General features: G+C 42.2%; 12 protein-coding genes. 1 reads left to right on the plus strand and 11 read right to left on the minus strand.

The annotated features are described in order from the left end of the window. Nucleotides 1–5: 5 nt before the first annotated feature. The 11 genes from pepA to QM406_RS08170 form a co-directional block, all read right to left on the minus strand. A complete protein-coding gene (gene pepA, locus QM406_RS08120; protein ID WP_414273923.1) occupies nt 6–1,070 on the minus strand; it encodes a glutamyl aminopeptidase in 1,065 nt (354 codons plus the stop codon). 103 nt (nt 1,071–1,173) lie between these two features. Further along, the gene (yidD, locus tag QM406_RS08125; RefSeq protein ID WP_414273924.1) at nt 1,174–1,428 is read right to left on the minus strand and encodes a membrane protein insertion efficiency factor YidD; all 255 of its coding nucleotides are present in this window, start codon (nt 1,426–1,428) and stop codon (nt 1,174–1,176) included. Next, a complete protein-coding gene (locus tag QM406_RS08130) occupies nt 1,428–2,153 on the minus strand; it encodes a pseudouridine synthase (RefSeq protein WP_414273925.1) in 726 nt (241 codons plus the stop codon). Before QM406_RS08130 ends, yidD begins: the two co-directional genes overlap by 1 nt. Then, nucleotides 2,140–2,709 carry an SMC-Scp complex subunit ScpB gene (scpB, locus tag QM406_RS08135; RefSeq protein ID WP_371608208.1) on the minus strand — a complete coding sequence of 190 codons (570 nt, stop codon included), beginning with the start codon at nt 2,707–2,709 and terminating at the stop codon, nt 2,140–2,142. The genes QM406_RS08130 and scpB overlap by 14 nt, the downstream gene beginning before the upstream one ends. A gap of 12 nt (nt 2,710–2,721) precedes the next feature. Then, entirely contained in the window at nt 2,722–3,456 is a 735-nt protein-coding gene (locus QM406_RS08140; RefSeq protein WP_371608209.1) for a segregation/condensation protein A, read from the minus strand. Continuing rightward, on the minus strand, nt 3,456–4,190 hold the full coding sequence (xerD, locus tag QM406_RS08145; protein WP_414273926.1) for a site-specific tyrosine recombinase XerD: 735 nt from the start codon (nt 4,188–4,190) through the stop codon (nt 3,456–3,458). The genes QM406_RS08140 and xerD overlap by 1 nt, the downstream gene beginning before the upstream one ends. Continuing rightward, a complete protein-coding gene (cbpB, locus tag QM406_RS08150; protein WP_414273927.1) occupies nt 4,187–4,648 on the minus strand; it encodes a cyclic-di-AMP-binding protein CbpB in 462 nt (153 codons plus the stop codon). Before cbpB ends, xerD begins: the two co-directional genes overlap by 4 nt. Beyond that, nucleotides 4,645–5,166 carry a metallophosphoesterase gene (locus QM406_RS08155; protein ID WP_004251713.1) on the minus strand — a complete coding sequence of 174 codons (522 nt, stop codon included), beginning with the start codon at nt 5,164–5,166 and terminating at the stop codon, nt 4,645–4,647. The genes cbpB and QM406_RS08155 overlap by 4 nt, the downstream gene beginning before the upstream one ends. Further along, nucleotides 5,142–6,113: a nucleoside-triphosphate diphosphatase gene (locus QM406_RS08160; protein WP_414273928.1), complete on the minus strand. Its 972-nt coding sequence runs from the start codon at nt 6,111–6,113 to the stop codon at nt 5,142–5,144. The genes QM406_RS08155 and QM406_RS08160 overlap by 25 nt, the downstream gene beginning before the upstream one ends. Continuing rightward, entirely contained in the window at nt 6,110–6,904 is a 795-nt protein-coding gene (racE, locus tag QM406_RS08165; RefSeq protein ID WP_049503242.1) for a glutamate racemase, read from the minus strand. Before racE ends, QM406_RS08160 begins: the two co-directional genes overlap by 4 nt. Nucleotides 6,905–7,109: 205 nt before the next feature. Then, nucleotides 7,110–7,355, minus strand: a complete 246-nt coding sequence (locus QM406_RS08170) for a YneF family protein (RefSeq protein WP_001048970.1) — start codon at nt 7,353–7,355, stop codon at nt 7,110–7,112. 315 nt (nt 7,356–7,670) lie between these two features. Here QM406_RS08170 and QM406_RS08175 point away from each other — a divergent pair, with 315 nt between their 5' ends. Then, on the plus strand, nt 7,671–13,124 hold the full coding sequence (locus tag QM406_RS08175) for an SIALI-17 repeat-containing surface protein (protein ID WP_414273929.1): 5,454 nt from the start codon (nt 7,671–7,673) through the stop codon (nt 13,122–13,124). Nucleotides 13,125–13,317: the final 193 nt, after the last annotated feature.

Here is a 13,317-nt window from a genome sequence, read left to right on the forward strand (position 1 = left end):
TTAGTTTAATAATTTTTAATCAAATCAACCGTTGAACGATCCAATTTCTTCACCAAGGCTTGTAGGAAAGCTTGGGCTTCAAGGAAATCATCCATTGCATAAAGTGTTTGGTGAGAGTGGATATAACGGGCACAAACACCGATTGTTGTTGATGGTACTCCACCATTTTTCAGATGAGCTGCACCTGCGTCAGTTCCACCTTTTCCACAGTAGTATTGGTACTTGATTCCGGCTTCTTCAGCAGTTGTCAAAAGGAAATCTTTCATCCCTGGGAGAAGCAAGTGACCTGGATCGTAGAAACGAATCAAGGTTCCATCACCAATCTTACCTTGGCCACCATAAACATCTCCAGCTGGTGAGCAATCTACAGCAAGGAATACTTCTGGGTCAAATTTTGTTGTAGATGCATGAGCACCACGAAGTCCGACTTCTTCTTGGACATTAGCCCCAAGATAAAGTTCATTGCCTAGTTTTTGGCTTGACAAGTTTTCTGCCAACTCGCTAACCATGAGAACTCCGTAGCGGTTGTCCCATGCTTTTGAGATGATATTTTTTTCGTTAGCTGTTAGGATTGCGCTACTGTCTGGAACGATTGTGTCCCCAGGACGGATACCAAAACTTTCAGCCTCAGCCTTATCCGCAAAACCACCGTCAAAAACGATATCTGAAATAGCTGGCATGGTTGGTCCACCTGTCCCACGAGTCAAATGTGGAGGTACTGAACCTGAGATGACTGGAATTTCACGTCCTTGACGCGTAAAGAGTTTAAATCGTTGGCTGCTAACAACCATCGGGTTCCAACCACCGATTTCAACGACTCGGAAGGTTCCATCTGGTTTGATTTCACTCACCATAAAACCAACTTCATCCATGTGAGATGCTACCAAGACGCGAGGTGCATTCGCAACTTCTGAATGTTTGATACCAAAAATACCACCCAAGCCATCTGTCACTACTTCATCCACGTGAGGTGTAATTTTTTCACGAAGATAAGCGCGGACAGGTGCTTCATGACCTGAGATAGCGGAAAGTTCTGTTACTTCTTTGATTTTAGAAAATAATGTTGTCATTTCTATCCCTTCTTTCTTTCAACCATTTTACCACTTTTTATAGGAGAAAGGTAGTGGAAATCAACATTTTACCAAGTAACTTACTCTTATAACAATAAAAGAATCACAAATGTGATCCTTCTTCTCTTGTATTTCGCTTTAATGAAAAATGATCTGGTACTGGATCTTTACCCGTTTCAGACCAAGGATGGCAACGTAATATCCTAGCCAAGCCCATCAAAACTCCCTTGAATCCATGTTTTTCAATAGCCTGAATCATATAGTTTGAACAACTAGGCTCAAATCTGCAAGACGGTGGAAAGGCTGGCGAGATAAAGCGTTGGTAAAAGCGCACTGGCGCAATTAAGATTTTTTTCATTATTTATTATTTGTTACAGCCATGTTGTGTAGTTGGCTGATTTCTTTTTTATTAAGACGGCGTGATTCTCCTGGACGAAGTCCTGTCAAGTCTAGATGACCAAAACGAGTTCGAGAAAGTTTATCTACTTGGAGACCAACTGCTTCAAACATCTTTTTAACCTGGTGATTGCGTCCTTCATGAATGGTTAGCTGGACAACCGAACGGTTTTTAACAGGATCTACTTTTAGAATTTCATAAACAGCTGGCTTGGTTTTCTTGCCTTCAATCTCAACTCCACGAGTCAAAGGACGAAGATTTTCCTTGTTAGCTACACCTTTAACACGCGCAACATAGACCTTGTCAATCTCATTTCGAGGGTGAATCATCTCGTCTGTAAAGTCCCCATCGTTGGTCAAAATCAAAACTCCAGATGTATCCCAATCCAAACGCCCTACCGGATAAATCCGTTCTTTAACATTGCGTAAAAGGTCAACAACAGTCTTGCGGCCCTTGTCATCTGTCACGCTGGAAATTACACCACGTGGTTTATTGAGCAGATAATAGACCTTTTCTTCGTTGTAGATGGGTTGGCCTTCAACTTCGACCTTGTCTCCTGACTTGATAGTCGTCGCTAGTTCACGTACTACCTCACCGTTGACAGTCACCAAGCCCTGCTTGATCAACTCTTCTGCTTTTCTCCTACTGGCCACACCTGCGTGGGCAATATATTTATTGATTCTCATCTTCTTCTATCCTTTCACCAAATAATTGGCTTTCTTGTGCTTGAATATCAAGCTCATCTATCACTGGCAATTCTTCCAAATGATTAATACCCATGTAATCCAGGAAATAATCCGTCGTTACATAGAGATTAGGGCGTCCAAGAACTTCTTTTTTCCCGTCTTCTTTTATCAAGTCAAAGGCTTGCAACTTAGCTAGCGCTCCACTTGAATTAACCCCCCGGATAGCATCGATCTCTATCCGTGTGATAGGCTGCTTATAAGCAATGATGGACAAGGTTTCAAGGGCAGCCCGAGACAGGCTCTGATTGATAGGTGCCTTAGAGTATTCTTTCAAAACGGCTGCGAATTGAGGCTTGGTTACCAATCTGTAGGCACCACCTGTCTCAATCAAGGCTAAACTGGAATCCTGGTCTTTTTCATACTTTTTGGCTAATTTTTCTAAGCTTTGCTGGATACCAGTCGGTGGCAAAGAAAGGAGCTCAGCCAACTGGCGAATCCTAATCCCCTCTTCACCCGCTACAAACAAGAGCGCTTCTATTTCTGCTAAAGTACTCATATTCCCTCTCTATCAAGCTTGACTCTGCTCTACTTGATTTTCCTCATTCTTTTTCAGGAGATAGATATCTCCAAAGCTCTCTTTTTGAATCAAGAGAATTTCTTGGGTTTTAATCAACTCCAAGGTTGCTAAAAATAGTGTGATGACCTCTTGTAAATCCTTGGTTTCTTTAAACAAATCCTGCAAGCATAATTGCTCACCTTCAACCAAGGCTTCTCGGACGATAACCATCATATCCTCAATCTTATACTCATCTCGTAAGATTGTTGTGTGACTTTTCGAGAATTCTTCCTTTTTCTTGGTCAGTAAGGTTGAAAAGGCTAAGAAAAGATCAATCGTCGTCTTATCATGCACAAGTTCAGCATCCTCATAAATCAACTCTGTCGGCGCTTTTGAGTAATATCGAGCTCGTTCTTGATGCTTCACTTCCAACTGCTCTCCCAAAAGTTTAAACTTACGGTATTCTTCGATTTGAGAAAGGAGATCCTGCTCTAGGTCATCCTCTAAATCCGTCACTTCTGCAACCTTTGGCAAGAGCTTGCGACTCTTGATTAGCATGAGTTGACTAGCCATGACCATGTATTCACCTGCCACCTCTAAACGCATGGCTTGTAAGGTCGAGATATAAGCTAGATATTGCTCGATAACCTCTGTAATCGGCACATCATAGATATCCATCTGGTACTTTGAAACCAAGTGTAGGAGCAAGTCCAAAGGCCCTTCAAAATCTTTTAATTTAATATCCATTATCTATATTTTTCCAAGGTCATGACTGTCTTTAATCCTAATTTTTTAGCAATTTCGTACAAGTCAACCTTTTCTTCGATTTGTCTTAATATAAACTGTTCTCTCAATTCTTGGGCAGATAAGGCTGAAAAACCTTTTTCCTTTAGAAAGGCTTCTAACTGACGAAAGGCCCACTGACGAGAATAGGGCTTCCCAGCTTTTTCAAAGAGGTAGCTCTGTCCCATCAAAGGTTCTAACTCCGCAAGCAGGTTTGTGGGAAGGCTCAAGATTCTTTGTTGAGAAGCTTTATTGACTCTCAACACTTGAAAATCTAGGTTCACATCACTTGTTTTTAAGGCTAGAATTTCACTTGGTAAGAGGCCCAATTCAACTATCAGTAAGGCCAACAAGCGTCCCTCAGGATAAGCACTTTCTTGCCAGAAAGAACTGAGGTCTAAAAGTTCTGATTGAACTTTCTTTTTCTCAGCCTGTTTAGGCAATTCTAAACGATAAAAGGTACCAATTTTCCCTTTCTGGTATAAAAAGTAAAGAAATTGATTACAAGCAGAAACCTTACGCTTTTGGGCACTAATTTTAAAATTTGATAGTTGAGCTTGGTAGATTTTTAAACTTGTCTCAGAGATTCGTTCTCCAATCAAATCTAAAAACTGCTCCAAGTCATACTTATAGGATTGCTTAGAATTTACAGACAAACCTTGTTTTTCTTCTAAAAATGCTGAAATTCCTTCTCTCATTTGCTTCGAATCTCATATTCCTTACTAAAATCATGCAAGAGAGCATTGACAGCCTTAAGGATAGACTTCCGTGTGATAATGCCTTGGAAGATACCATCCTTGTCAACGACTGGTAGGAAAGACTCATCCACTAACTTATGTAAAACATCCGTCAGTGTATAGTCTGGACTGACAACTGCTACGTCCTTCTTGGCCATATGTACGATATCCGTATCTGCCATGGCTTCCTGACTCAAGCCCTGCTCCATCTGGTAGGCCAGAATGTCTCTAAGTCCAATGGTTCCGACAAATTCTTTCTCATCAGTCACCACTGGCACTCTGGTATAGGTCATCTGGCTAAGGAGGAGAATTGCATGATCTGCATTGTGGGTATCAATGAGCACAGCCAAATTTTCAGCAGGAGTTAAAAAGGTTTCCTCTTGCTCCAGTAAAAACTGTTCAAACTCTTTGGCAATCATCGAGCAAACTCCTTGGATAAGCCTGGATAGACCTCATGGTTCCGTGTCAAAAAGTCCACTTTAAAGTAGCTATCATCAATCTCTACACGGGCATAGAGACATTCTCTGATGGTCCCACGTGGTTGACTAATAGAACCAGGATTTAGGAAAAGGGTCTTCCCTTCCATCCAAGCATTTGGAACATGCAAGTGCCCATAAAGACAGATATCTGCATCTTCCTCTTGAGCCCAAAAATCAAGCTTTTGGAAATTGAAGTTAATATCAAACAAATGTCCATGAGTCTGGATAATCTTGGTAGGACCCAGTTGAGTCACCAAACGTTCTGGATAGTCTGAATAAAAGTCCATGTTTCCTCGGACTACTTGGATTCCTTCCCAGAGTGGTGAGTCTGGGCGAAGTTCCGAGTCACCATCGTGAAAAATAGCATCGACTTTCCCAAGATAACGGTCCCGGATTTCTTCTACAATTAAGCTATCTCCGTGGGAGTCACTCATTACAATGATGGTTTGCTTTGCCATGATGGAAATACCTCCAAAAGTTTCTTAACGGCTAAGGCACGGTGGGATTGACTATTTTTTTCTTCGAGGGTTAATTCAGCTGATGATTTGCCTGTTTCTCCTACTAAGAAGAGTGGATCATAACCAAAACCATTTTCACCCTTAGGTTCAAAATTAATGTAGCCTGGCCAGTCAGCTTCGACAACCAAGCTTTCCTTACCTGGGCTAGCCACGACCAAAGTTGTGTGGAATTGTGCTGAACGGTCCTTAAGTTCAAAGACCATAGCTAGTTCGTGCAAGAGTTTGGCGTTATTTTCTTGATCAGTTGCCCCTACTCCGGCGAAACGAGCTGACCAGACACCTGGTAGACCACCAAGCACATCGACTTTGAGTCCAGAATCATCTGCCAGAACCATCTTGCCTGTTAATTTAGAAATAGTTTCAGCCTTGAGGCGAGCATTTTCTTCAAAGGTCATACCTGTTTCAGCTACTTCAGGTAGATCTGGATAATCATTTAGATTTTCTACGTCATAGCCCAGTTTGTCAAAGATAGCTCGAAATTCCTTGGTTTTACCCTCGTTACGAGTTGCAATCAACAAGGTTTCTCTGACTTTATTTGTCTCGAAAAAGTCCTGAACATTGACTCCTTCTTTAGGCAATTCTACATGCAAGAGCTTCCCATTTTCAACCAGAAGCAGAGCTCCCTGACGTTGGATGACTTCCAAGTTTCGATTCGCTTCTTGGTTGAGAATATCTACCACAAAAGAGAGTAAGCGGTAGGCTGAACCATATCGTAAAACAGTGACTGAAAGTGGAAATCCTCGCTCCTCATCTCGAAAGATTTTAGCCAAATCAAATAGCGGAAACTCTAACTCATCATCCGTCAAAGTCCGAATGCCACCAAAAACACTGTAGGATCCAACATACCAGTCCTGGTCATCCTTGTATTCATAAATTTTGTTTGTCATAATGTTACATGCTCCACATGAATCTCTTTTTCCAGCCATTCTGCTCCTATCTGGGCAAAACTTTGGCTATTTGCAGTTGTATAAAAACGGTGTTGAAGGGGCGCCGCATCTCGGCTACGGTTAATCTCAAAGTAATTGAGCAAGACTGAAATATCACGTACACACTCAGCTCCGCTATCAATCAGTTGAACCTTAGGCCCCATGACATTTTGGATGATAGGTCTGAGGAGTGGATAATGAGTACAGCCTAAAATCAAGCTATCTACTTTTCCGACCAAGGGACGCAAGGTTTCATAAACGACTTTCTTAGTCACACTGGTCGATAGAGCACCTGACTCTACCAAGGGAGCAAACTTAGGGCAGGCCAAGCTTTCCACTTGTAAATCTGGGTCTAGATCATGAATCTTTTGTCGATAAATATCTGATTTTACCGTCATCGGGGTTCCAATCACACCGATCTTCCCACCTTGACTTGCTTTGATAGCTGCTGATGCACCAGGCAAAATCACACCCAACACCGGAATATCCAACTTAGCTTTAATCTCTTCCCAGACGACTGCCGTTGCTGTATTACAAGCAATAACAATCATCTTAACATCCTTGGTCAAAAGAAAGTTGACCAGTTGCCAAGTATATTCACGAATCTGCTCAGCAGGACGGGGACCATAAGGAGCCCGTGCCGAATCTCCAATATAGACGATTTCTTCATGGGGAAGCTGGCGCATGAGTTCACGTACAACGGTCAAGCCTCCAACGCCCGAATCCAAAAAACCAATCGGTCGATTATCCATACAGTCTTCTTTCTAGTATTTTTTTCTGATTGATAGTTCATTATTATTCATTTCTTCCTGAAATTGCTGACAGACTGGGTAGCTCCCCACTGTCTCCCTCTTAATCATAATCAATTATCAATAGAATGCAAGGAAAAAGTCTTATCTCTAAATATCAGTCAAACATAGTGAGAAGTCTGGAACTTTCATCCCAGACTTTTCCTATTTATTTCTTTTTATTGTTAGCAAGGGCTGCTTTTTGTTGGCGAATGATTTGGTGGTAAACTTGTTGTACTTTAGCTTCACTTGGCTTTTGACCGTTTGCACTCAAGAGAGTACGAACTGCTTCTGCGTTCAAACGTGGGTTATCCGCAAATTCTTTTTCGATTTGCTTGCGCACCAAGTACATACCTCCAAGAGCTCCTCCTAGAAAAGCCAAAAGAATCAATACAATTGCTAAAATAAGGTTCATAACATTTCTCCTGTTTCTTTTTGAATCTTCTATATTATACCATAAAGTCCTACGCCTGACTAGTTTGAGTTACGCTTTCAGATGGCTAATTCCTCATATTTCATTTCATATCTAATCATTTTTAAGTTCGATTTTTATAAAAAAAATAGAAGCACTAAAATTTGGTAAAATAAGGCCATTTCTCTTGAAAGCCCTTGCAATAGTTTTGTTTATTTGTTATATTAAGATTATCTGAAAAAATCACACATATTTCTGCAAGACTTATTTTTTTAAAAGACAATGTATGCGCTTACAGAATTAAGAAAGGAGAATTTTGTGGATAAGAGATATTGGGAAAAATCCTGCAAGTATAGCATCCGCAAGCTAAGTGTCGGAGCTGCCTCTGTTTTACTTGGAGCTGTGTTTTTAGCAGCACAGGGTGTTGCTGCTGATGGTGTCGAGATTACGGAAAGTGAGGCAACAATTACTGAAACCTCTGCTAAACCGGATACGAAGGTAGAGGAAGTTGTTGCTTCTAACACAGAGACTCAGCCTGTAGCTGAATCAGCTGAAAAGCAAACAAACCCTGAGGCAGAACTACCTCAAACTAGTAGTCAGTCAGAGACAAGTGCTACTACCGCACCTGCTGACAATAAGGAGAGCGAGAAACCAGAACTTCCTGTGAACAAGCAAGAACATTACGAATTACATTACAACCAGCCAACTGCTCCTTCCTATGACGGATGGGAAAAACAAGCCCTCCCAGTCGGAAATGGGGAAATGGGTGCCAAGGTTTTCGGACTCATCGGTGAAGAAAGAATCCAATACAACGAAAAAACACTTTGGTCTGGAGGCCCACAGCCAGATAGTCAAGACTACAACGGAGGAAACTACAAGGACCGCTACAAAGTCTTAGCCGAAATTCGTAAGGCCTTAGAAGACGGTAACCGTCAAAAAGCCAAACAACTAGCAGAGAGAAATTTGGTTGGGCCAAACAATGCCCAATACGGTCGCTACCTAGCCTTCGGTGATATCTTCATGGTCTTTAATAACCAGAAGAAGGGCTTGGAAAATGTTACTGACTATCATCGTGGCTTAGATATTTCTGAAGCTATCACAACTACCTCCTATACCCAAGATGGGACAAGTTTCAAACGAGAAACCTTCTCTAGTTATCCAGATGACGTCACTGTTACCCATTTGACTAAAAAGGGAGATAAGACGCTTGATTTTACCCTTTGGAACAGCTTGACTGAAGATTTGATTGCTAATGGAGATTATTCTTGGGAGAATTCTAAATACAAACAAGGGACTGTTAGCGTTGATTCTAATGGTATTTTACTCAAGGGAACTGTCAAAGACAACGGTCTGAAATTTGCCTCTTATCTTGGTATCAAGACAGATGGACAAGTCACTGCTCAAGATGGTTATTTGACTGTTACAGGAGCAAGTTATGCAACACTGCTACTCAGCGCCAAGACTAATTTTGCTCAAAATCCGAAAACCAACTACCGCAAGGATATTGATGTAGAAAAAACTGTCAAATCTATCGTCGAAACTGCCAAAGCCAAAGACTATGAGACTCTGAAAAATGACCACATCAAGGATTACCAAAGTCTTTTCAATCGTGTTCAACTAAACCTCGGCGGTAGCAAGTCTAATCAAACTACAAAAGAAGCTCTCCAAACCTATAATCCAACAAAAGGGCAAAAACTAGAAGAGCTCTTCTTCCAATACGGACGTTACCTACTGATCAGTTCTTCTCGTAACCGGACAGATGCCCTCCCTGCCAACTTGCAAGGAGTCTGGAATGCTGTAGATAATCCACCTTGGAACTCAGACTACCACCTCAATGTCAACCTACAAATGAACTACTGGCCTGCCTACATGAGTAATCTCGCAGAAACGGCTAAGCCAATGATCAATTATATCGATGACATGCGTTACTATGGCCGTATCGCTGCAAAAGAATATGCAGGTATCGAATCCAAAGAAGGTCAAGAAAACGGTTGGTTGGTTCATACTCAGGCGACACCATTTGGCTGGACTACTCCTGGCTGGAACTATTATTGGGGTTGGTCTCCTGCTGCCAATGCTTGGATGATGCAAAACGTCTATGACTACTACAAATTCACCAAGGATGAAACTTATCTTAAAGAAAAGATTTATCCAATGCTCAAGGAAACTGCTAAGTTCTGGAATTCCTTCTTGCACTACGACAAGGCTAGTGACCGTTGGGTTTCTTCTCCATCCTACTCACCAGAGCATGGAACTATCACGATTGGGAATACCTTCGACCAATCTCTAGTTTGGCAGCTATTCCACGACTATATGGAAGCAGCCAATCATCTGAAAGTCGACCAAGATTTGGTGACAGAAGTGAAGGCTAAATTTGATAAGCTCAAACCACTTCATATCAACCAAGACGGCCGTATCAAGGAATGGTACGAAGAAGACAGCCCGCAATTCACCAACGAAGGCATTGAAAATCACCACCGTCACGTTTCTCATCTGGTCGGACTCTTCCCTGGTACCCTATTTAGCAAGGATCAACCTGAGTACCTTGAGGCTGCGCGTGCTAGCTTGAATCACCGTGGAGATGGTGGTACTGGATGGTCTAAGGCCAATAAAATCAACCTCTGGGCTCGTCTTCTAGATGGAAATCGTGCCCACCGTTTATTGGCTGAACAGCTCAAATCTTCAACCCTAGAAAACCTCTGGGATACGCACGCGCCTTTCCAAATTGATGGTAACTTTGGCGCAACCAGCGGTATGGCAGAAATGCTCCTTCAGTCTCACACAGGTTATATCGCACCATTACCAGCCCTTCCAGATGCTTGGAAAGACGGGCAAGTTTCTGATCTTGTAGCCCGTGGCAACTTTGAAGTCAGCATGAAATGGCAAGAAAAGAATCTTGAATCCCTCACCTTCCTTTCAAATGTTGGTGGAGATTTGGTTGTAGACTATCCAAATATTGAAGCTAGCATTGTCAAGGTAAACGGTAAGGAAGTACAAGCTACCCGTATCAAAGATAACCGTATTCAGCTTGCTACTCAAAAGGGCGATGTCATTACCTTTGAAAACTTCCCTGGACGTGTGACTCGTTTGACAGCTGTTCGAAAAGATGCCATGACGGCTGAACTTGACTTTAACCCAGTCAAGGGAGCAAGTCATTATGTCATCCAACGAGAAAGCAAGGATGAAAATAGCCAAGCTTCTACTGTCCGTGAGTTTATCACCAACCAAACTCACTTTATCGATCGCTCAATTGATTCTAGCCATGCCTATACCTATACTGTTAAAGCTATGATGGGCGAACGTTCAACACCAGTTTCAGATGCTGCTTCTATTGATGCCTTTAGTGAGTTGGTAGATGACCGTGACAAACGCATTCAGTACGGCTCTGCCTTTGGAAATTGGTCTGACACAGAACTATTTGGTGGAACAGAGAAATACGCTGATATCTCAAATGGAAATTATTCTGATAAAGATGCGACTGCAACCATTCCATTCAATGGACCTGGTATTGAAATCTACGGACTCAAGTCATCTCAATTGGGACTTGCTGACGTTAAAATCGATGGCAAGTCTGTTGGAGAACTTGACTTCTATACAGCAGGAGCAACTGAAAAAGGGGTATTGATAGGACGCTACACAAATCTATCCTCAGGCCCTCACCTCATGACCATCACTGTTAAACGCGAACATAAGGGACGAGGAAGTGAACGCTCCAAAATTTCCTTAGATTACTTCAAGGTTTTCCCAGGACAAGGAGAAACAGTTGAGAAAATCGACGACCGTGACCCTCGAATCCAGTATGGTTCCATGTTTAAGGATTGGAGCGATGCAGAACTATATGCTTCTACAGAAAAATACGCTGACATCAACGCTGATGATAACCTTGCTTCTGAAGCCACTGCAACCATCCCATTCTCTGGAACAGGTATCCGAATCTATGGATTAAAAACGGCATCACTAGGCAAGGCACTTGTCACACTGGATGGAAAAGAGATGCCAGCTCTTGACTTCTACACTCCAGGAGCGACTGAAAAAGGAGCTTTGATTGGTGAATTCACCAATCTAGCTGATGGTGATCATGTTCTCACTTTGAAAGTAGATCCAAATTCTCCACAAGGACGAAAGAAAATCTCTCTTGATTCCTTTGATATCTTAAAAGCACCATCTGTATCTCTCGATAGTCCAAGCCTTGATCCTATTAAGTCCAAAGATAAGACTGTTACCTTAACCCTACCAACTGGTAATTGGGATGGAGTCGCTGTCACCTTCCCTGGTATCAAAGATCCTCTTCTACTCAGAAAAGTCGATGAGGACCATCTTGTCACATCAGGTGAACAAACTGTTCTAACCATTAAGGATAACAAGGTCCAACTAGACATTCCTGAAACTACAGATCGTAAAGCTGGCAATTCGATAGAAGCTTATGCCATCCAAGATACAACAACTACTAGTCCTGTTGTAGCAGTCTTTCCTAAAGACGAAACTGCTCCAGTTGAAGAAAAAATCCTTACAAGTAAAGGGGATGAGCCTGCTCCAGTTGTAACCATTCCTGAGTACACAGAGCCTATTGGAACAGCGGGAGATCAAGAAGCACCTACTGTGGAAAGACCTGAATACACTGGTCCTATCGGAACTGCTGGGGAGCAAGAAGCACCTTCCGTGGAAAGACCTGAATACACTGGTCCTATCGGAACTGCTGGGGATCAGGAGGCACCTTCTGTGGAAATTCCTGAATACACTGAACCTATCGGTACTGCAGGTGACCAAGAAGCGCCTTCTGTAGTAATTCCTGAATACACTGAACCTATCGGTACTGCGGGTGAGCAGGAAGCGCCTACTGTGAAAATCCCTGAATACACTGAGCCTATCGGGACTGCAGGAGACCAAGAAGCGCCTTCTGTGGTAATTCCTGAATACACTGGTCCTGTCGGAACAGTTGGGGATCAGAAAGCACCTACTGTGGAAAGACCTGAATATACCAAACCTATCGGGACAGTGGGAGACCAAGAAGCGCCTTCCGTGATAATTCCGGAATACACTGAGCCTATCGGTACTGCAAGAGATCAGGAAGCGCCTTCTGTGGTTATCCCTGAATACACCGAGCCTATCGGTACTGCGGGAGACCAGGAAGCGCCTTCTGTGGTTATCCCTGAATACACTGAGCCTATCAGTACTGCAGGAGACCAAGAAGCACCAAGTATCACACTTCCTGAGTTTAAACTCAAAGTAATGAAAGATCAGACCACAAGAGCTCAAGTTATTAGTGGAACAACTGAACTCGAAGGAGCAAGTTACCTTAACAGTCAAAAAGTTGAAAACAAAGAACTCTTAGGTAAAAAATACGATGCTTATGCCCTTCAACTCAAGGATAAAGATGGCAAACCAGTTCAACCAAAAGGTGCTGTACTCGTTCGTTTACCAGTTTCAGGTGCTGTCCAAGAAGTCTATCAATTGACTCCGACAAAAGACTTAAAATCACAAGAATTCACCATCCGAGATGGGTATCTTGAGTTTATCGCTCTTGATCTGAACACCTATGCTATTGTTTACAAGACAGAAGGATCAACTATTAAACCTATCCCAGTTCATATGGAAGAAAGAAACCTAGAAACTACAAAACCATTGGTTGAAAGTAATGATGTCAATGACAAAGCCTCTACGAATGAAAAACAACTTCCAGCTACTGGTGAACAGACTAGTCCTCTCCTCTTTATGGCAAGCCTCAGCCTAGCCCTCTCGGCTGCCTTCTTACTAAAAGGTAAGAAAGATTAAACATTGTCCCCCCAGGAATAAAAATTTATTCCTAGATAAAAAAGGATGGAAAATCATTCCATCCTTTCAGAACGAAGACAAATGTCATTTTTGGCGTTTGTCTTTTTTACTTTTCAAAAATATGTTGTCTCATCATCTGATATTCCATCCGAAAATCTGTATTTGAGAAAAATAAAAAGGGATATTTCCTATC

It is taken from the genome of Streptococcus infantis, assembly GCF_047465035.1.
GTDB classification, from domain to species: Bacteria; Bacillota; Bacilli; order Lactobacillales; family Streptococcaceae; genus Streptococcus; species Streptococcus infantis_T.